We start from the raw sequence: 19,493 nt of genomic DNA on the forward strand, positions 1-19,493 counted from the left end.
GCCGGGGACGCGCCCCGGCCTAGCCTAATAGCTGATGAATGCGTTGCAGCCCGGCCACCAGCCGGTCCACCTCTTCGCGGGTATTATATAACGCCAGCGAAGCGCGGCACATGCTCGGCACCTGATAAAACGCCATCAGCGGCATGGCGCAGTGATGGCCGGTGCGAATGGCGATGCCGTACTGATCGAGGAAGCTGCCGACGTCATAGGCATGGTGTTCCCCCAGATTGAAGGCGATCACCCCGGCGCGATGGGCCGGGCCATAGACTTTCAGCGTCGGCACCTGGCTGAGCGCCTTCAGCGCGTAGTGCATCAGCGACTGTTCATAATCGTGGATCGCATTCAGGCCCAGGGCTTCAACGTAATCAAACGCCGCCCCCAGCCCCATGATGCCGGCGGTGTTCGGCGAACCGGCCTCGAAGCGCCACGGCGGATCGGCGAAGGTGGTGCCCGCCGTCAGGCTGACCTGGCGGATCATCGAGCCGCCCCCTTCCCACGGCGGCATCTGCTGCAGCAGCGCCTGGCGGCCATACAGCATGCCGATGCCGGAAGGACCGTACAGCTTGTGGCCGGAAAACACATAAAAATCGCAGTCCAGCGCCTGGACATCGACGCGCTGGTGCATCACCGCCTGCGCGCCGTCCACCAGCACCGTCAAATTCGGCGCCAGGGCTCTGGCGCGGGCGATAATGTCGCGCACCGGGTTGACGGTGCCCAGCACGTTGGAGACCTCGGTCAGCGCCAGCAGTTTACAGGACGCATCGACCAGTTCCGGCAGCCGCGCCAGATCCAGCGTACCGTCCGGCTGTAGCGGCCACACCTGCAGCTGCAGCCCGCGCTCCTCCGCCAGCATCTGCCACGGCACGATGTTGGCGTGGTGCTCCATCTCGGTGATGAGAATCGCATCGCCCGGCTGCAGCAGGTGGCGGCCAAAGCTGTTGGCCACCAGATTGATGCCTTCGGTGGTGCCCTTGACGAACACCATCTCTTCCGCCGAGGCGGCGTTGATAAAGCGCGCCGCCTGCTCCCGCACCGCTTCCATCTGCTGAGTCGCCTCGGCGCTCAGGGTGTGGATGCCGCGATGCACCGCCGCATAACCGTGGCGGTAGAACTCCAGCTCGCGGTCGATCACCGCCTGCGGTTTCTGCGCGCTGGCGGCGCTGTCGAGATAGGCTAGCGGTTGGCCGTTCACCTCACGCGCCAGCAGTGGAAAATCGCTGCGCACGCGTTCAATCGGATAACTCATGCAGCCTCCCCCGGCAGACGCTGGGCGATGCGCGCCAGCACCCGTTCCCGGATGGTGTCGTTGGCGATGCCTTCGGTCAGCTCGGCGGCGAAGGCAAAGATGATCATCTGCTGCGCCGCGTGTTTGTCGATGCCGCGCGACTGCAGATAGAACAGCTGCTCTTCATCGATACGCCCCACGGTGGCGCCGTGGCTGCATTTGACGTCGTCGGCGTAGATCTCCAGCTGCGGCTTGGTATCCACTTCCGCCACCTTACCCAACAGCAGGTTATGGTTGGTCATCTGGCCGTCGGTTTTGATCGCGTGCTTGGCCACTTTGATCATGCCGTTGAACACCGCCTTGCCGCGATCGCTGACCACGGTTTTATGCAGCTGGCGGCTTTCGCAATAGCCTTTGTTGTGCTCCAGATAGGTGCGGGTATCGCAGATCTCTTTGCCCACCGGCAGCACCAGGCTGTTGATCACCAGGTTTGCGCCTTCGCCGTTCAGCTGTGCGCTGGTGTTGTGCCGCGTCAGGCCGGCACCCAACAGGAAGCTGTCGCTTTTCACCCGCGCGTCGCGGCCGATAACCAGATCGTTATGGGCAAAGTGGTAGCTCGGCTGGCTCTCAAACGCCAGCTTGCAGTGCAACAGCCCGGCGTTGTCCGCCACGTTGGCGGTCAGGCGCGCGCCGGTGAAGTGCGCGGCCTCGCCCAGGCTGACATAGTGTTCAATCACTTCCGCCTCGGCGCCGCGCCCGATCTCCAGATGGTGACGATGATGCACGGTGTTCACTTCCCCGGTGGCGCCGCGTCCGCTGCTGATGTGCAGCAGGTACAGCGGGCGGGCCGGGGCCTTGCCGGCCGGCAAGCGAATCAGGCTGGTTTCCTGCGCCAGGCTTTCGGTCAGGTGCAGGAAAATCTCCGGCTGGATCGGCTCCGGCAGCGCCTGCGGCGTGCCGTAGGCTGTCAACTCGAACTGGTAGTCGCCCAGATCGCCATCGCTGAGCGCGGCGCTGTAGCGGCCGTCGATAAACACCAGCCGACAGGCATCGATGCCGAGCGCCAGCGCCTCAAGCTGCTCTGCGCTCACCGGCGCGGGCTGCGGATCGAGGAACTGCTGCTCCAGCAGGCTCTCCAGCGGCGTGTATTTCCAGTTTTCATGCTTGCGCGTCGGCCAGCCGAGGCGCAGCGCCTGCTGCCAGTGCGCCAGCGCATGCGGCGAACGCTCGCCGCCGCGGCCTTCGAACAGGCGATACAGCTGCTGCAGCGCGTTTGAATTACTGTTGGTCGGTAAGCCAGCCATAGCCCTGCTCCTCCAACTGTTTCACCAGCGAGAAATCGCCGGATTTAACGATACGCCCCTGGGACAGCACGTGTACGTAATCCGGTTTGATGTAGTCCAGAATGCGCTGATAGTGGGTCACGATGATAAAGGCGCGCTTGCCGTCCCGCAGCGAGTTGACGCCGTTGGCGACGATCTTCAGCGCGTCGATGTCCAGGCCCGAGTCGGTTTCATCGAGAATGCACAGATCCGGCTCCAGCGCCGCCATCTGCAGAATATCGTTGCGTTTTTTCTCACCGCCGGAGAAGCCGACGTTGACCGAACGGGTCAGCAGATCGGCCGGCATATCCAGCAGCGCGATTTTCTCTTCGATGAAATCGGCGAAGTCAAAGCGATCAAGCGGCTCCTGCTCGCGGTATTTGCGCACCGCGTTGACCGACGTCTGCAGGAAGAAGTGGTTGCTGACGCCAGGGATCTCCACCGGGTACTGGAAGGCCAGGAACACGCCTTCGCCGGCGCGATCTTCCGGATCCAGCTCCAGCAGATCCTTGCCCTTGAAGGTGACTTCCCCTTCGGTCACTTCGTACTCTTCACGCCCGGCCAGCGTGGCGGACAGCGTGCTCTTGCCCGAGCCGTTCGGCCCCATGATGGCGTGCACTTCGCCCGGTTTGATCTCCAGATCCAATCCCTTGAGGATCTCGTTGCCTTCCACGCTGACTTTCAAATTCTTGATGCTTAACATGCTGTGTCCTCAGATAGCGCCGACGGCGCTAAAAATGCGGCGATTAACCCACGCTGTGTTCCAGGCTGATGGCCAGAAGTTTCTGCGCCTCGACGGCGAACTCCAGCGGCAGCTCGGAGAAAACGTCCTTGCAGAAACCGTTGACGATCATCGAAATGGCGTCATCCTCGCTGATGCCGCGCTGCAGGCAGTAGAACAGCTGGTCGTCGCCGATCTTCGAGGTGGTGGCTTCGTGCTCCAGCTGAGCGCTGTTGTTGCGCGCTTCAACGTAAGGGAACGTGTGGGCACCGCTGTCCGGCCCGATCAGCATCGAGTCGCACTGGGTAAAGTTACGGGCGTTTTCCGCCCCCGGCAGGATTTTCACCAGGCCGCGATAGGTGTTCTCGCTGTGGCCGGCGGAGATGCCTTTGGCGATGATGGTCGACTTGGTGTTTTTGCCGATGTGGATCATCTTGGTGCCGGTGTCCGCCTGCTGATGGCCGCTGGTCAGCGCCACCGAGAAGAATTCGCCGATCGAATTGTCGCCCTGCAAAATCACGCTCGGGTATTTCCAGGTGATGGCCGAGCCGGTTTCCGACTGGGTCCAGGACATTTTCGAGCCGGCGCCTTCACACAGCGCGCGCTTGGTGACGAAGTTGAGGATGCCGCCCTTGCTCTCGCCGCCGGAGAACCAGTTCTGCACCGTCGAGTATTTCACTTCGGCGTCTTTATGCAGGATCACTTCCACCACCGCCGCGTGCAGCTGGTAGCTGTCGCGCACCGGGGCCGAGCAGCCTTCGATGTAGCTGACATAGCTGCCTTCGTCGGCGATCAGGATGGTGCGCTCGAACTGGCCGGTTTTGGCGGCGTTGATACGGAAATAGGTCGACAGCTCCATCGGGCAGCGCACGCCTTTCGGCACATAGACGAAGGTGCCGTCGGAGGCCACCGCGGCGTTCAGCGCAGCGAAGAAGTTATCGTTGGAGGGCACCACGCGGCCCAGGTACTGACGCACCAGATCCGGGTATTCCTGGATCGCTTCGCCGAACGAGCAGAAGATCACCCCGCTCTCCGCCAGTTTTTCACGGTAAGTGGTAGCGACCGAGACCGAGTCGAAGATGGCGTCCACCGCCACCTCGCTGCCCTCGCGCACCGGCACGCCGAGCTGATTGAACGCCAGCTCCACTTCGCTGGTCAGGTAATCTTTTTCCGTCGCCGCGCCCGGTTGCTGCTCGGCGCCGGGTTGCGAACCGCAGGCATCGTCGCAGCTGCCGCAGGACGGCGCCGAATAGTAACTGTAGTCCTGGTAGTTCAGGCGATCGTAATTGGCCTTCAGCCAGTGCGGCTCTTCCATCTGCAGCCAGGCGCGGTAGGCCTCGAGGCGGAATTCCAGCATCCACTCGGGTTCGTTGCGCTTGGCCGAGATGGCGCGCACCACCTCTTCGTTGATGCCTTTGGCCAACTCATCGGTTGCCAGCTGGGTGAAGAAACCTTCTTTGTAGCGACCTTCGCTGACCCAAGCCTGCACTTCATTAGGCATTTCTACATTGCTTCGTGTCATGTTGATTGCATCGCTCAAACGCCAAAGCTCTCGCCGCACCCGCAGGCATGCTGAGCTTTAGGGTTATTGAATTTGAATATCTGATTCAGCCCTTCGCGGACATAATCTACCGTGGTGCCGTCGATGAACGGCATAGCCTTCAGCGGCACATAGAGTTTGGCGCCGTCGCGCTCAAACAGCAGATCGTCATCGGCGGGTTCGCGGGTCAGATCCAGCACATAGGCAAAGCCGGCGCAGCCGGATTGTTTCACCCCTAGCTGCAGCCCTTTCACCTGCGGATCCTGCTGCATCAGTTTCGTTATTTGTCGTACGGCGCTGTCGCTGAGCGAAATGCCTTGCCAGACATTTTCATCCAGAGAAAAAGTGCCGACATTTTCCGTTTGCATAGGGTCTACCTCACACTCGTGTTTGGCCACAGCCAATCTGGGTTGCTTATATGTTAGTGATAACGATTATCACTTCAACCGTTTGTTTTGCGGGGGTATCCGCCGCGAGCGCGGTTTTTCGCTGCGGCGCGCGGCAAGCCAACGGGACACCCGTGGCGGCTTGCGGCGTCAGGCGGCAAGGTGTGCATGCTATCCCTATGAATTCGTTATCTATCCTGCATCACCGTACCGCACTCCCCGGTGGCCCGTCAGCGTTACAGCGCTGCGGTGCGTTGCCGATCTAAACATTCATAGAAAATACCTATTTCTGCATTCTGTCTGTCGTAAATGTGCGTTTATCGGCATTTCGTGGCGCGGCGCAAGCGCGCGGCCCTCAGGTTAAAGTTTAGTCGCTCAGGATTAAGTTGGGTCGGCGGCGGTCTTTTACCCTCCTGAGCAATAAAAAAACGCCGCGCCGGGATTGATCGGCAACGCGGCAGTTTATATGATAATGATTATCATTCAATTTGAATTTGAGCGCGAAGCCAATGACTCTTTCGATCAACGCATGGTTGCTGGGCAAGATTGATGAATACAAATTCAGCGTGCGCGACGCCACGGTGGACTTTTATATGGCCGAAGCGGCGCTGCGGCGCCCGGAATGCAATATCGACCATCTGAAGCGGTACAACAGCGTCAGCCTCACCATGGCCAATCTGTGTCTGGAGAACGGCGACGACGACAGCTACCTGCACGCGCTCAGCAAGCTGCACAACCGGCTGATCGTCGAGATCAACAACCCACAGCGCTGCCAGCTGTTTCGGGTGCAAAGCTACCACTTCGCCCGCCACACGCTGACGCTGATCTGCCAAAAATATGCAATGGAAGGCACCTGGGAGAAGGCGAACGCGTTTCAAAAGGACTTCGTCAAACGCGTGCCGTTTCAACTGTAAGGTGAAAGGCTCCGCAGGCCGATCGCCTGCGGAAACCGGCGGGAATCAGTCGATGACCGCCGTGGTCAGACGCGAGGTGCAGCACAGCCGATCGCGCGCGTCAAAGATCTCGATTTGCCACACCTGATGGCGACGGCCGACGTGCAGTGCGCGACACACCCCGCGCACCTGGCCATCGAACACCGCGCGCAGGTGGTTGGCGTTGATCTCCAGCCCCACCACTTTCTGCTCGCCTTCGCTGCACAGGTAGCCGGCCATCGATCCCATCGACTCCGCCAACACCACCGATGCCCCGCCGTGCAACAGCCCGAACGGCTGCCGGGTGCGGCCATCGACCGGCATGGTAGCCTCGAGGAAATCTTCGCCCAGCTGGGTAAACTCGATGCCCACATGGCTGACCATGCAGCCGTCGCCGGCGCGGTTCAGCTGCTCCAGCGATGTTTCACGTTTCCACAATTTCACTCAATCATCTCCAGAAGTGCCTGTAATGGGTGGCGCACGCCATTGCCCTCGATGCGTTTCACCTGGCTGCGGCAGGAATAGCCGGTCGCCAGGCAGCGCTGCCGCGGCAAACGCTGCAGCGTCGGATGCCATGATAGCTCATAAATGCCGAGCGAGTTTTGCAGGTTCTTGGCTTCATGGCCGTAAGTGCCCGCCATGCCGCAGCAGCCGACGCTGACGTTCTCCAGTTTGGCGCCGAAGCGGGCGAAGATCGCCGCCCACTGTTGGCCGCTGGCCGGCAGCGCGGTGGTTTCGGTGCAGTGGCCGAACAGATACCACGGCTCGCCGGTCGCCGGCTGTTCGGCGCGATCCGCAATCCGCTGCTGCAGCCATTCATGCACCAGCTGCACCTGGAAATCGCCGCGTTCGGCACCGAGGATCTCGCGGTATTCGTCGCGGTAGCACAGCACCAGCGCCGGATCAACGCCCACCAGCGGCATGCCGAGCTGCGCCACACGGTTGAGGAAATCGGCGGTTTTGCGCGCGGTGCGGGCAAAGCGCGTCAGGAAACCTTTCACATGCTGCGCCTTGCCGTTCGGCGAGAACGGCAGCAGCACCGGTTGATAGCCGAGCTTCTCCACCAGCCTGACAAAGTCCGCCACCACTTTGGCGTCGTAATAGCTGGTGAACGGATCCTGGACGATAAGCACGTGTTCTGCGCGCTGCTCGGCGCTCAGCCCTTCCAGCTGCTCCAGCGTCAGCGTGGTCGCGCGGTGGCCGGACAGCTGCTGACGCAGCGTCGGGCTGGACAGCAGCGGCAGATCGACCATGCCGATGGCGTTGCGGCTCATCTCCCGCAGCCACGGCTGGCGGAAGAAGAAGTTGAACACCTTCGGCGCGCGGGCCATCAACGGGGTATAGCTCTCCACACCGGCGACCATGTAGTCGCTTACCGGGCGCAGATAGCGGGTGTGGTAGAGCTGCAGGAAGCGCGAACGGAATCCCGGCACGTCAATCTTGATCGGGCACTGGGTGGAGCAGGCCTTGCAGGCCAGGCAGCCGGACATCGCCTCTTTCACTTCGTGCGAGAAGTCATACTCGCCCTTGCCCGCGTGCCAGCTGTTGCGGGTCTTTTCGATCAAACCGCGCAGGCTGACTCGCTGCTGCGGCAACTGTTTTTCCAGCGCCAAAGGATCGACGCCCTGCTCGGCCAACAGACGCAGCCACTCGCGCACCAGCGTCGCCCGCCCTTTCGGTGAATGAATGCGGTTGCCGCTGATCTTCATCGACGGACACATCGGGCTGCGCACGTCGAAGTTGAAGCACAGGCCGTTGCCGTTACACTCCAGCGCGCCGCGGAATGAGGTGCGCACCTCGACCGGGATCTGGCGATCGAAGGTGCCGCGTTTGACCGCGTCCACCTGCATCATCGGCGCATCCACCGCCAGCGGCGAACAGATCTTGCCCGGGTTCAGGCGGTTATCCGGGTCGAATGCCGCCTTGATGCGGCGCAGCTCTTCATACAACGTTTCGCCGAAGAACTCAGGGCTGTATTCCGCGCGGAACCCCTTGCCGTGCTCCCCCCACAGCAGGCCGCCGTATTTGGCGGTCAACGCCACCACCCGATCGGAGATTTGCTTCATCAGCACCTCCTGCTGCGGGTCGCACATGTCGAGCGCCGGGCGCACGTGCAGCACCCCGGCATCGACGTGGCCGAACATGCCGTAGCTCAGGTGGTGGTCGTCGAGCAGTTGACGGAATTCGACGATATAGTCCGCCAGGTGTTGCGGCGGCACGCAGGTGTCCTCGGCGAACGGAATTGGCTTGGCGCGCCCTTTGGCGTTGCCCAGCAGCCCGACCGCCTTCTTGCGCATGTTGTAAATGCGCTCGATGCCGACCAGATCGCCGCAGATTTGGTAACCGATCACGCCGCCCTGCCGCTGCGCGATCAGTTCGTCCAGCCGTTGGCACAGGGTTTCCATCTGGCCGTCGATCAGCGCCCGATCGTCGCCGGCGAACTCGACGATGTTCAGCCCGAGCATCTCTTTATCCGGCACGTCGGCGATCAGTTCGTTCACCGAGTGCCAAACGATGTCTTCACGCGCCAGGTTCAGCACCTTGGAATCGATGGTTTCCACCGACAGCGCCTTGGCTTCGACCATAAAGGGTGCATTGCGCAGCGCCGAGTCGAAGGAGTCGTATTTTACGTTAACCAAACGGCGCACTTTCGGCAGCGGCGTGATGTCCAGCCGCGCCTCGGTGATAAACGCCAGCGTGCCTTCGGCGCCGGTCAGGATGCGCGTCAGATCGAAGGTTTGCAGATCGTCGCTCAGCACGTGGCGCAGATCGTAACCGGTGAGGAAGCGGTTGAGCTTGGGGAATTTTTCCAGGATCAGCGCACGCTGCTCGCGGCAGCGGCTCAGCACCGTGCGGTAGATGCGCCCTTCGGCGGTCTCTTCCAGAGCAATCGTTTCCGCCAGCGCCGTCGGCATGGCGCGGGTATCGATCATCTCACCGCCCAGCAGCACCGCCCGCAGGCCCAATACGTGATCGGAGGTTTTGCCGTACACCAGCGAGCCCTGGCCGGAGGCGTCGGTGTTGATCATGCCGCCCAGCGTGGCGCGGTTACTGGTGGACAGTTCCGGCGAGAAGAAGTAGCCGAACGGCCGCAGATATTGATTCAGCTGATCCTTGATCACCCCGGCTTCGACTTTTACCCAGCCCTGTTCGACGTTGATCTCCAGAATGCGATTCATATGGCGCGACATATCGACCACAATGCCGGTATTGAGCGACTGGCCGTTGGTGCCGGTGCCGCCGCCGCGTGGGCTGAAGGTCAGCGTCTTGAATCGCTCTTCCCCGGCCAGGCGGGCGATCAGCGCCACGTCGGCGGTGGAACGGGGGAACACCACCGCATCGGGCAACAGCTGATAGATGCTGTTGTCGGTGGCCATCGTCAGCCGGTCAGCGTAGCTGGTGGCGGTATCGCCGTTGAATCCGTTTTGCTTCAGTGCTTCCAAAAAGTCGAGCACCCGTTGAACGAGGCCGGGCGCCTGAGAAATCTGTGGGATCATTCGCTTTTTTGACCCTGTCCGTCTATTTTTTATGCGCTGATGTACGCTGAATCGGGCCTTTAATTCAGACCCACCCTATTTTTTAGTGACACTAAAAACTAACATACTCGTTTAGTGAAGGCATTCACATTATTACCGCCCTGCGAGCGCCGCCACAGGCGGCCGCCCGACGGTGAGAAACCGACCGACAGGCACCCCGATTCCCCGGTGCCAGGGATTTAATTGACCAGGATGAGAAGCCACTGATGCCACTCCCGCAATCGCGTTACGACTTACCGCGAATTATTTTCGGCGTGCTGTTTATCGCCATCATGATCGTCGCCTGTTTTTGGGTGATCCAACCGTTTATTCTCGGCTTCGCCTGGGCGGGCATGGTGGTGATCGCCACCTGGCCGCTGCTGCTCAAACTGCAAAAACTGCTGTGGGGCCGCCGTTCGCTGGCGGTGTTGGTCATGACCCTGCTGCTGATCCTGCTGTTCATTCTGCCAATCTCCCTGCTGATCAGCAGCGTGGTGGATAACAGCGCGCCGCTGATCGCCTGGGCCAGTTCACCGGGCAAGCTGCACATTCCCGACCTCGCCTGGCTGCAGTCCGTGCCGATGATCGGCGACAGGCTCTACACCAGCTACCACACGCTGGTTAACGCCGGCGGCGCCGCGCTGCTGGCGAAGGTGCAGCCGTACTTCGGCCAGACCGCCACCTGGTTCGTGGCGCAGGCGGCGCATATCGGCCGTCTGCTGCTGCACTGCGCGCTGATGTTGCTGTTCAGCGCATTGCTGTATGCGCGCGGCGAGCAGGTAGCGCTGGGTATCCGCCACTTTGCGGTGCGCCTCGGTTCTGCGCGGGGCGATGCGGCAGTGCTGTTGGGCGGCCAGGCGATCCGCGCCGTCGCGCTGGGCGTGGTGGTGACGGCGCTGGTGCAGTCGGTGCTGGGCGGTATCGGTCTGGCGGTGAGCGGCATTCCGGCCGCCACCCTGTTGACGATGCTGATCTTTATCTGCTGCGTGGCGCAATTGGGGCCGCTGTTGGTGCTGGTGCCGGCCATCATCTGGCTGTACTGGCATGGCGATACCACCTGGGGCACCGTGCTGCTGGTCTGGAGCTGCGTGGTAGCCACGCTGGATAACGTGCTGCGCCCGGTGCTGATCCGCATGGGCGCCGATCTGCCGCTGCTGCTGATCCTGTCCGGCGTTATCGGCGGTTTGCTGGCCTTCGGCATGATTGGCCTGTTCATCGGCCCGGTGGTGTTGGCGGTATCTTATCGCCTGCTGACCGCCTGGATGAATGAAGCGCCGGAGCCGACCACCGCGCCGGAGCAAGTCATCGAAGATCTGGAAAAACGCTAATCCCCCTTCCGCCCGCATCGTCGGGCGGAATATTTCGCCCCGTCATTATTCCTACCTCATTCGAGTAATATCTACGCCAAATATAATGCAGCCCTATATTGATTGGGGCTCGGCGAATGAAAGATGCAATGTAAATCCCTGTTTATTGCAAGCGGCAAAAAGAGATAACGCCCGCAAATAAAATGTGATGCCGCTATCGATTAGGATGATTCTTAATGACTAGTCGCGTTCAAAAATCTAGTATTATGGCCATCTATTGCTTCAAATCACTGATTTTAAAGCAACCTTTCTGAACTGTGTAATGCCATACATGTGAATTGCTGTGTGTAGTCTTTGCCCATCTCCTACGGTGGGCTTTTTTTTATTCTTTTTTCGCCAAATTGATTATTTTACGCGCCGTTATTTACATTCAGAAATAAAAAGGCCGCAGCGTAAACTGCGGCCTGGCGTTAATGCCTTAGCGATGCCGAAACATTATTTCTTTTTCGACAAATTGATCCAGGTCTGCACCACGGTGTCCGGATTGAGCGACAGGCTGTCGATGCCCTGCTCCATCAACCACTCGGCGAAGTTTTCGTGGTCGGACGGGCCCTGGCCGCAGATGCCGACGTATTTGCCGTGGCGCTTGGCCGCCTGAATCGCCATCGACAGCAGCGCTTTCACCGCCTCGTTGCGTTCGTCGAACAGCTCCGACACCACGCCGGAGTCGCGATCCAGCCCCAGCGCCAGCTGGGTCATGTCGTTGGAACCGATGGAGAAGCCGTCGAAGTGCTCGAGGAACTGATCCGCCAACAGCGCATTGGACGGGATCTCGCACATCATGATCACTTTCAGCCCGTTCTCGCCGCGCTTCAGCCCCTGACGCGCCAGCTCGGCCACCACCGCTTCCGCCTGCGCCACGGTGCGCACGAACGGCACCATGATTTCGACGTTGGTCAGCCCCATTTCGTTACGCACGCGTTTCACCGCCTCGCACTCCAGCGCGAAGCAATCGCGGAAGCTGTCGGCCACGTAACGGCCGGCACCACGGAAGCCCAGCATCGGGTTCTCTTCGTGCGGTTCATACTTGTCGCCGCCCACCAGGTTGGCGTACTCGTTGGATTTAAAGTCGGACAGACGCACGATCACGCGCTTCGGCCAGAACGCGGCGCCCAGCGTCGCGATGCCCTCGGTCAGACGGCCGACGTAGAACTCGACCGGATGATCGTAACCCTGCATCAGCGCGCGAATTTCGTTTTGCAGCGCCGGCGTCTGCTGGTCAAACTCCAGCAGCGCGCGCGGGTGCACGCCGATCATGCGGTTGATGATAAATTCCAGCCGCGCCAGGCCCACGCCTTCATTCGGCAAACGCGCGAAGTCGAAGGCGCGATCCGGGTTGCCGACGTTCATCATGATCTTCAGCGGCAGATCAGGCAGCTCGGTCACTTCGGAGCTCTGCACGCTGAAGTCCAGCATATCGCTGTAAACGAAACCGGTGTCGCCTTCCGCGCAGGAGACGGTGACTTTCTGGCCGTCTTTCAGCACGTCGGTGGCGTGGCCACAGCCCACCACCGCCGGAATGCCCAGTTCACGGGCGATGATCGCCGCGTGGCAGGTGCGCCCGCCGCGGTTGGTGACGATCGCGGCGGCTTTCTTCATGATCGGTTCCCAATCCGGGTCGGTCATGTCGGTGACCAACACGTCGCCCGGCTGGATGCGATCCATTTCGCTGATGTCGTGGATCACTTTCACCGGGCCGGCGCCGATGCGGTGGCCGATGGCGCGGCCTTCCACCAGCACCGGGCTGGAGCCGTTCAGCTGGTAGCGCTCCATGGTCTGCTCGTTGGAGCGTACGGTCTCCGGGCGTGCCTGCACGATCAGCAGCTTGCCGGTATGGCCGTCTTTCGCCCACTCGATATCCATCGGGCGACCGTAATGTTTTTCGATCAGGATCGCCTGCTGCGCCAGCGCCTGCACTTCTTCATCCGTCAGCGAGAAACGGCTGCGCTGCGCTTCCGGCACGTCTTCGATGCGCACCTGCTTGCCGTGATCCTGCGACGGTGCGTACACCATGCGGATCTTTTTCGAGCCCAGGTTGCGGCGCACGATCGCCGGCTTGCCGTTTTGCAGCGTCGGTTTGTGCACGTAGAACTCATCCGGGTTCACCGCGCCCTGCACCACCATTTCGCCCAGGCCGAAGGCGGAGGTGATGAATACCACCTGATCAAAGCCGGACTCGGTGTCGATGGTGAACATCACGCCCGAGGAGGCCAGATCGGAGCGCACCATCCGCTGTACACCCGCCGACAGCGCCACGCCGCGGTGGTCATAGCCCTGATGCACGCGATACGAGATGGCGCGGTCGTTGAACAGCGACGCGAACACGTGCTTGATCGCCACCATCACGGCGTCGATGCCCTGCACGTTGAGGAAGGTTTCCTGCTGGCCGGCAAAGGACGCGTCCGGCATGTCTTCCGCCGTGGCGGAGGAGCGCACCGCAAAAGAGGCTTCCGGTTCGCCATCGGCGAGCTGTTGGTAAGCCTGATGAATTTCACGTTCGAACTCGGCGTGGAACGGCGTGTCGATCACCCATTGGCGGATCTGGGCGCCGGCCTTGGCCAGTTGTGCAACGTCGTCAACGTCGGTCTGATCCAGTAGCTGATAGATGCGCTGGTTAACACCGCTTTGTTCGAGGAAATCGTTAAATGCCTGTGCGGTGGTGGCAAAACCGTTTGGCACGGCCACGCCCAAATCGGAAAGATTGGTGATCATTTCACCGAGGGAGGCGTTTTTGCCGCCGACACGGTCAACGTCGTGCATGCCAAGCTGGTTGTACCAAAGCACATTACGCAAGTCTGGGCCATTGTTGGACATCGAGACAATCCTTATTGCTATCAGTAGGGTAAAGACGGATTTAATTCGCTTGCTTTACGGCGCCGCTAACACGGAGCCGAATCAGACTAGCACACTGATCTGGGGAAAATGGAAAGGTGAATCGATCAACCCACTGAAGAAAGTGGTTTTTAAGAGAATGTCCTAACCGGCTGATTTGCCTGGGAACCGTTCCCAATCGCACGAAAAGCTTAGTTCTCAACAAATTACGTTCTTTTTAAACTTCTGTTTTAATGACCACGCAAACGCTACCGTTTTTGGTGAAAATAGCGGCAAATTTGCGTTTCGGATCGAAAAGCTTCGCTGCGCCACGATTTTTACCGTCGTCAAAATGCACTTTTCTTCACGCGCCGCCGCAAGGCGGTTTACCGCCCCGCCGTCACAATTTTTTCCCTCGCCCCTTTACCGGCGAATCGTCTGCGGCTCATGATATTGGCAGTGATGACAGCAGGAACACCGTTCTCAGGTAAGGAGCCTCGGGTGGAAAGAAGCGTTTTTTATATTTCGGATGGTACGGCGATCACCGCCGAAGTGCTGGGGCACGCGGTGCTGTCGCAGTTCCCGGTCACAGCGACCACGTACACCTTGCCGTTTGTCGAAACCGAGGCCCGCGCACGCGCAGTTCGCCAACAAATCGATGATATCTATAATGAAACCGGCGTGCGGCCGCTGGTGTTTTACTCCATCATCTCGCCGGAAGTGCGAGATGTGATCGTCCAGAGCCAGGGCTTTTGCCAGGATATCGTGCAGGCGCTGGTCGGCCCGCTGCAGGGCGAGCTGGACGTAGAACCGACGCCGGTGCCGAACCGCACCCACGGCCTGACCGCCAGCAACCTCGGCAAGTATGATGCGCGCATCGCCGCCATCGACTATACCCTGGCGCACGATGACGGCATTTCGCTGCGCAACCTCGATCAGGCGCAGGTGATCCTGCTCGGCGTGTCGCGCTGCGGTAAAACCCCCACCAGCCTCTATCTGGCGATGCAGTTCGGCATCCGCGCCGCCAACTATCCGTTTATCGCCGACGATATGGACAATTTGCACCTGCCGGCTTCGCTGAAACCGTTTCAGCATAAATTATTCGGCCTGACCATCGATCCGGAGCGCCTGGCGGCGATCCGCGAAGAGCGGCGCGAAAACAGCCGCTACGCCTCATTGCGCCAGTGCCGCATGGAGATCGCCGAGGTCGAGGCGCTGTTCCGCAAAAACCAGATCCGCTATCTCAATACCACCAACTATTCGGTCGAAGAGATCTCCACCAAAATCCTCGATATCCTCGGCATGAGCCGCCGCATGTTCTGATCTTTTCCTCGCGGGGCCGTCGCGCCCCGCCGCCTGCCGTTTATTTCAGCAGCAGCTGATTTTTTTGTGCTTTTTTTCGCGGCTTTGATCAACAGAACGCAATCTCTACGGTTGAATTCAGCGCTTTTTGCGTTATTGTGATCGCCATCACTTCCCGGCACTCCTGCCGCAGAGAAGAACAGTTTCCAGGGAACAACATGTACAAAACAGATGAACTGCGGACCGCGCGCATCGACAGCCTCGTCACGCCGCAAGCGTTGGCAGACAAGCTGCCGATCTCGGCGGCCGTCGCCGATAACGTGACAGCGTCACGAAAACGCATTGAAAAAATCCTCACCGGTGAAGACCGCCGCCTGTTGGTGGTGATCGGCCCCTGCTCCATCCACGATCTCGACGCCGCCGTCGATTACGCCGGCCGGCTGAACGCCCTGCGCGAACGCTACCAGGATCGTCTGGAAATCGTGATGCGCACCTACTTCGAAAAACCGCGCACCGTCGTCGGCTGGAAAGGCCTGATCTCCGATCCGGCGCTGGACGGCACCTTCCAGGTCAACCGCGGCATCGAAATGGCGCGCCGCCTGCTGCTGGAAGTGAACCAGCTCGGCCTGCCGACCGCCACCGAATTCCTGGACATGGTGGTCGGCCAATACATCGCCGATCTCATCAGCTGGGGTGCCATCGGCGCACGCACCACCGAAAGCCAGATCCACCGTGAAATGGCCTCGGCGCTCTCCTGCCCGGTCGGCTTCAAAAACGGCACCGACGGCAACACCCGCATCGCCATCGACGCCATTCGTGCGGCGCGCGCCGGGCACATGTTCCTGTCGCCGGACAAACATGGCCAGATGACCATCTACCAGACCAGCGGCAACCCGTATGGCCACATCATCATGCGCGGTGGCAAAACGCCGAACTACCACGCCAGCGACATCGCTACCGCCTGCGACAGCCTGCGCGAGTTCGATCTGCCGGAGCACCTGGTGATCGACTTCAGCCACGGCAACTGCCAGAAGATGCACCGCCGCCAGCTGGAAGTGGCCGACAACGTTTGCCAACAGATCCGCGCAGGCTCCGCCGCCATCACCGGCGTGATGGCGGAAAGCTTCCTGGTGGAAGGCACGCAGAAAATCGTCGCCGGCCAGCCGCTGACCTATGGCCAGTCGATCACCGATCCTTGCCTGAGCTGGTCCGACAGCGAACAGCTGTTGGCGATGCTGGCGGATGCGGTCGATAGCCGTTTCTGACGCAACCTGGGCCGGGGCTTCGCCCCGGCTTTATCCCTCCCGCCCCGCTCTCATCTATACTGATTGCAACCTCTTTGCACCCGCCGAAACGCACCTGGAGCCCCGGCATGATTCACTCTCTGTTATCCATCCCCTGCGTCACGCTGCAGGGCGAGCAAAAAACGCTGGGCGATTTCCCGGCGCGCGCTTATCTGGTGGTCAACACCGCCAGCAAGTGCGGCTTCACCCCGCAATACCGCGGGCTGGAAAATTTGTGGCAATACTATCGCGAACGCGGCCTGGTGGTGCTCGGCTTCCCCTGCAACCAGTTTGGTTCTCAGGAGCCGGGCAGCCCGCTGGAGATCGCCAACTTTTGCAGCCTCAACTACGGCGTCAGTTTCCCGCTGTTCAGCAAGATAGACGTTAACGGCCCCGGCGCGCACCCGCTGTTCAATGAGCTGAAACGCCTGGCGCCCGGCATTTTGGGTAGCCGCCGCATCAAGTGGAATTTCACCAAGTTTCTGCTTACCGCCGACGGCCAGCGCGTCACGCGCTTTGCGCCGATCACCAAGCCCGAACGTCTGTTTGACCGCATCGAAACCCTGCTGAAATAACGCCCCTTTTTTACGGGCCGAGTGCGCTCGGCCCGCCGCCAGATGTCCGTTCGACAAAAAGGTTCCATCGGTAAGAAAATTTTCCTTGATGTAACCTTTCCTTCACATGATAATGATTCTCAGTTTGATATTAATTACCATTTAATGGTCTGTTTTATAAGCATAATGATGATGGATACTGCCAACACGCCTACCCCCGCCGCCGCGGCCCCGACCGAGCACAGCGCAAACGCGCCGCCCAGCTACGACAGCGCACAGCTGCTCGGCACCGACGGCATCGCGTTCATTACCCATCAGGGCCAGCGCTATCAGCTACGGCAGACCAAAGCCGGGAAATTGATCCTGACCAAATAACCACAGAATCCTCAAACGCCAGCCACCCCGATCTTTTGATCCAGGCAGCCAGCAAATCTATTGATATGTTTTATTACATACGGAGAGTTGCACCATGCCTCTGACATTTTCCACCCGGCTGCGTTTTTCCGCTTTGAGTCTGGCGATTGCCTGCGCTCTGCCTACGGTGGCCTTGGCACAAAACACCAGCACAACATCCTCTTCCAACGCGGCGCCGGCTAAAAAAGCCAAAGCCGCCGACGAGACCATGACGGTGGTCGCCACCGGTAACCAACGCAGCAGCTTTGAAGCGCCGATGATGGTCACGGTCATCGAAGGCAACTCGCCGGAAAGCCAGACTGCCACCTCGGCCGCCGATATGCTGCGCCGCGTGCCGGGCATCACCGTCAACGGCACCGGGCGCAGCAACGGTCAGGACGTAACGATGCGCGGCTACGGCAAAAACGGCGTGCTGACGCTGGTCGACGGCATCCGCCAGGGTACCGATACCGGCCACATCGGCGGCACCTTCCTCGATCCGGCGCTGGTCAAGCGCATTGAAATCGTGCGCGGCCCCTCTGCGTTGCTGTACGGCAGCGGCGCACTGGGCGGCGTCATCGCCTACGAGACCGTCGATGCCGCCGATCTGCTGCTGCCGGGCCACGATACCGGGTTCCGCGTCTACGGCACCGCCGGCACCGGCGATCACAGCCTGGGCATGGGCGCCAGCGCTTACGGCAAGACCGATAACCTCGACGGCCTGCTGTCGTTCGGCACCCGCGACGTCGGCAATCTGCGTCAGGGCAACGGCTTCGATGCGCCAAACGATGAAACCATCAGCAACGTGCTGGCCAAAGGCACCTGGAAAATCGACGACAATCAGTCATTGAGCGGCGATCTGCGCTACTACAACAACAGCGCCCAGGAGCCGAAAAACCCGCAGACGCCGGGCAGCTCGAGCGGCAACCCGATGACCAACCGCTCCACCATCCAGCGCGATGCCGCTCTGAGCTATAAGCTCAAGCCGGTCGGCCAGGATTGGCTGGACGCCACCGCGAAACTGTACACCTCGGAAGTCAAAATCAATGCGCACAACGCCGGTGCGACCGACGAATTCCGCAAGCAGACCACCAACGGCGGCAAGCTGGAAAACCGCACGCGTCTGTTCGCCGACAGTTTTGCGTCACACCTGCTGACCTACGGCTCCGAGGTCTATGAACAGAAACAGCAGCCGGGCGGCGCCACCACCAGCTTCCCGCAGGCCAAGATCAACTTCGCCTCCGGCTGGCTGCAGGATGAAATCACGCTGCGCGACATTCCGATCACCGTGCTGGCCGGCACGCGCTACGACGATTACAAAGGCAGCAGCCAAGGCCACGAAGACGTCAAGGCCGACAAATGGTCGTCCCGCGGCGCCCTGAGCTACTCGCCGACCGACTGGCTGATGCTGTTCGGCTCCTATTCCCAGGCCTTCCGTGCTCCGACCATGGGCGAGATGTACAACGATTCGCGCCACTTCCCCGGTAACTATTGGGTGCCTAATCCGAATCTGCGGCCGGAAACCACCAGCACCACCGAAGCCGGTTTCGGCCTGCGCTTCGACGACCTGCTGCTGGCGGATGACAGCCTGCAATTCAAGGCCAGTTACTTCGATACCGACGCCAAAGACTACATCTTCATGTATGTCACTCGTACGCAGACCGCCTCAGCGAATATCTCTCGCGCCAAGATTTGGGGTTGGGACACCTCGCTGAACTACCAGACCAAGTGGTTTAACTGGGATCTGGCTTACAACCGCACACGCGGCAAGGACAAGTCTCGCAATGGCGAATTGAACGCGAAAAGCGGCGATTGGCTGGCCGACATCAGCCCGGATACCGTCACCAGCTCGCTGGACGTGCCGCTGGGCGAAACCGGTCTGTCCGCCGGCTGGGTCGCCACTTTCGCCGAACGCGCCACCCGCGTACAAACGGGGATGCCGGAGCAAGGTGGCTACGGCGTCAACGATTTCTATCTGAGCTACAAGGGCCGCGATCGGCTGCAGGGCATGACCACCACCGTGGTGCTGGGCAACGCCTTTGACAAAGAATATTACTCGCCGCAGGGCGTCCCGCAGGATGGCCGCAACGCCAAACTGCTGGTCAGCTACCAGTGGTAATCATTTGACTATCTGGCGGACAA

Annotated in this window: 15 protein-coding genes and 1 other RNA gene; 8 read left to right on the forward strand and 8 right to left on the reverse strand. The window is 60.4% G+C overall.

Annotation, left to right across the window (positions count from 1 at the left end; genetic code table 11):
* Positions 1 to 19 precede the first annotated feature (19 nt).
* The 5 genes from sufS to sufA are packed head-to-tail and all read right to left on the reverse strand — an operon-like array spanning position 20 to position 5,176.
* The gene (gene sufS, locus ACUXAC_RS08520; protein WP_421115191.1) at positions 20 to 1,246 is read right to left on the reverse strand and encodes a cysteine desulfurase SufS; all 1,227 of its coding nucleotides are present in this window, start codon (positions 1,244 to 1,246) and stop codon (positions 20 to 22) included.
* Positions 1,243 to 2,529: a Fe-S cluster assembly protein SufD gene (gene sufD, locus ACUXAC_RS08525; protein WP_055317084.1), complete on the reverse strand. Its 1,287-nt coding sequence runs from the start codon at positions 2,527 to 2,529 to the stop codon at positions 1,243 to 1,245. The genes sufS and sufD overlap by 4 nt, the downstream gene beginning before the upstream one ends.
* Complete coding sequence (gene sufC, locus ACUXAC_RS08530) at positions 2,504 to 3,250, reverse strand: Fe-S cluster assembly ATPase SufC (RefSeq protein WP_004931365.1); 747 nt, start codon at positions 3,248 to 3,250, stop codon at positions 2,504 to 2,506. The genes sufD and sufC overlap by 26 nt, the downstream gene beginning before the upstream one ends.
* A gap of 43 nt (positions 3,251 to 3,293) precedes the next feature.
* Positions 3,294 to 4,790, reverse strand: coding sequence for a Fe-S cluster assembly protein SufB (sufB, locus tag ACUXAC_RS08535; protein ID WP_033638360.1), 1,497 nt, complete (start codon positions 4,788 to 4,790; stop codon positions 3,294 to 3,296).
* A gap of 14 nt (positions 4,791 to 4,804) precedes the next feature.
* Positions 4,805 to 5,176: a Fe-S cluster assembly scaffold SufA gene (gene sufA / locus ACUXAC_RS08540; RefSeq protein WP_004931368.1), complete on the reverse strand. Its 372-nt coding sequence runs from the start codon at positions 5,174 to 5,176 to the stop codon at positions 4,805 to 4,807.
* Positions 5,177 to 5,703: 527 nt separating this feature from the next.
* On the opposite strand from sufA, the gene ACUXAC_RS08545 reads away from it, so the two are divergent.
* Positions 5,704 to 6,108, forward strand: coding sequence for a hypothetical protein (locus tag ACUXAC_RS08545; protein ID WP_047727659.1), 405 nt, complete (start codon positions 5,704 to 5,706; stop codon positions 6,106 to 6,108).
* 45 nt (positions 6,109 to 6,153) lie between these two features.
* On the opposite strand, the gene menI is transcribed toward ACUXAC_RS08545, so the two are convergent.
* Together menI and ydiJ are read right to left on the reverse strand one after the other, a co-directional pair.
* Complete coding sequence (gene menI, locus ACUXAC_RS08550) at positions 6,154 to 6,570, reverse strand: 1,4-dihydroxy-2-naphthoyl-CoA hydrolase (protein ID WP_016927938.1); 417 nt, start codon at positions 6,568 to 6,570, stop codon at positions 6,154 to 6,156.
* Positions 6,567 to 9,623 (reverse strand): D-2-hydroxyglutarate dehydrogenase YdiJ, encoded by a 3,057-nt coding sequence (gene ydiJ / locus ACUXAC_RS08555; RefSeq protein ID WP_197779077.1) that lies wholly within the window; start codon positions 9,621 to 9,623, stop codon positions 6,567 to 6,569. Before ydiJ ends, menI begins: the two co-directional genes overlap by 4 nt.
* 245 nt (positions 9,624 to 9,868) lie before the next feature.
* Here ydiJ and ydiK point away from each other — a divergent pair, with 245 nt between their 5' ends.
* Together ydiK and rprA are read left to right on the forward strand one after the other, a co-directional pair.
* Positions 9,869 to 10,969 carry an AI-2E family transporter YdiK gene (gene ydiK / locus ACUXAC_RS08560; protein ID WP_055317060.1) on the forward strand — a complete coding sequence of 367 codons (1,101 nt, stop codon included), beginning with the start codon at positions 9,869 to 9,871 and terminating at the stop codon, positions 10,967 to 10,969.
* Positions 10,970 to 11,224: 255 nt separating this feature from the next.
* Positions 11,225 to 11,334: antisense sRNA RprA (gene rprA, locus ACUXAC_RS08565), an RNA gene on the forward strand.
* Positions 11,335 to 11,443: 109 nt separating this feature from the next.
* Here rprA and ppsA read toward each other — a convergent pair.
* Positions 11,444 to 13,822 (reverse strand): phosphoenolpyruvate synthase, encoded by a 2,379-nt coding sequence (gene ppsA, locus ACUXAC_RS08570; RefSeq protein ID WP_454266598.1) that lies wholly within the window; start codon positions 13,820 to 13,822, stop codon positions 11,444 to 11,446.
* A gap of 459 nt (positions 13,823 to 14,281) precedes the next feature.
* On the opposite strand from ppsA, the gene ppsR reads away from it, so the two are divergent.
* The 5 genes from ppsR (at position 14,282) to ACUXAC_RS08595 (ending at position 19,470) form a co-directional block, all read left to right on the forward strand.
* Entirely contained in the window at positions 14,282 to 15,142 is an 861-nt protein-coding gene (ppsR, locus tag ACUXAC_RS08575) for a posphoenolpyruvate synthetase regulatory kinase/phosphorylase PpsR (RefSeq protein WP_162215433.1), read from the forward strand.
* 197 nt (positions 15,143 to 15,339) lie between these two features.
* Positions 15,340 to 16,386, forward strand: a complete 1,047-nt coding sequence (locus ACUXAC_RS08580; protein WP_038871025.1) for a 3-deoxy-7-phosphoheptulonate synthase — start codon at positions 15,340 to 15,342, stop codon at positions 16,384 to 16,386.
* Between the two features lie 107 nt (positions 16,387 to 16,493).
* Complete coding sequence (locus ACUXAC_RS08585) at positions 16,494 to 16,979, forward strand: glutathione peroxidase (RefSeq protein ID WP_038871031.1); 486 nt, start codon at positions 16,494 to 16,496, stop codon at positions 16,977 to 16,979.
* A 171-nt stretch (positions 16,980 to 17,150) separates the two neighbouring features.
* Positions 17,151 to 17,333: a hemin uptake protein HemP gene (hemP, locus tag ACUXAC_RS08590; RefSeq protein WP_043141213.1), complete on the forward strand. Its 183-nt coding sequence runs from the start codon at positions 17,151 to 17,153 to the stop codon at positions 17,331 to 17,333.
* Positions 17,334 to 17,427: 94 nt separating this feature from the next.
* Positions 17,428 to 19,470: a TonB-dependent hemoglobin/transferrin/lactoferrin family receptor gene (locus ACUXAC_RS08595; RefSeq protein WP_060440065.1), complete on the forward strand. Its 2,043-nt coding sequence runs from the start codon at positions 17,428 to 17,430 to the stop codon at positions 19,468 to 19,470.
* Positions 19,471 to 19,493 lie beyond the last annotated feature (23 nt).

It is taken from the genome of Serratia sp. 121840015-1 (assembly GCF_053627655.1).

Coding starts and splice junctions, on each gene's coding strand:
- sufS (WP_421115191.1), bottom strand. CDS start 1,246: ATGAGTTATCCGATTGAACGCGTGCGCAGCGATTTTCCACTGCTGGCG.
- sufD (WP_055317084.1), bottom strand. CDS start 2,529: ATGGCTGGCTTACCGACCAACAGTAATTCAAACGCGCTGCAGCAGCTG.
- sufC (WP_004931365.1), bottom strand. CDS start 3,250: ATGTTAAGCATCAAGAATTTGAAAGTCAGCGTGGAAGGCAACGAGATC.
- sufB (WP_033638360.1), bottom strand. CDS start 4,790: ATGACACGAAGCAATGTAGAAATGCCTAATGAAGTGCAGGCTTGGGTC.
- sufA (WP_004931368.1), bottom strand. CDS start 5,176: ATGCAAACGGAAAATGTCGGCACTTTTTCTCTGGATGAAAATGTCTGG.
- ACUXAC_RS08545 (WP_047727659.1), top strand. CDS start 5,704: ATGACTCTTTCGATCAACGCATGGTTGCTGGGCAAGATTGATGAATAC.
- ydiJ (WP_197779077.1), bottom strand. CDS start 9,623: ATGATCCCACAGATTTCTCAGGCGCCCGGCCTCGTTCAACGGGTGCTC.
- ydiK (WP_055317060.1), top strand. CDS start 9,869: ATGCCACTCCCGCAATCGCGTTACGACTTACCGCGAATTATTTTCGGC.
- ppsA (WP_454266598.1), bottom strand. CDS start 13,822: ATGTCCAACAATGGCCCAGACTTGCGTAATGTGCTTTGGTACAACCAG.
- ppsR (WP_162215433.1), top strand. CDS start 14,282: ATGACAGCAGGAACACCGTTCTCAGGTAAGGAGCCTCGGGTGGAAAGA.
- ACUXAC_RS08580 (WP_038871025.1), top strand. CDS start 15,340: ATGTACAAAACAGATGAACTGCGGACCGCGCGCATCGACAGCCTCGTC.
- ACUXAC_RS08585 (WP_038871031.1), top strand. CDS start 16,494: ATGATTCACTCTCTGTTATCCATCCCCTGCGTCACGCTGCAGGGCGAG.
- hemP (WP_043141213.1), top strand. CDS start 17,151: ATGGATACTGCCAACACGCCTACCCCCGCCGCCGCGGCCCCGACCGAG.
- ACUXAC_RS08595 (WP_060440065.1), top strand. CDS start 17,428: ATGCCTCTGACATTTTCCACCCGGCTGCGTTTTTCCGCTTTGAGTCTG.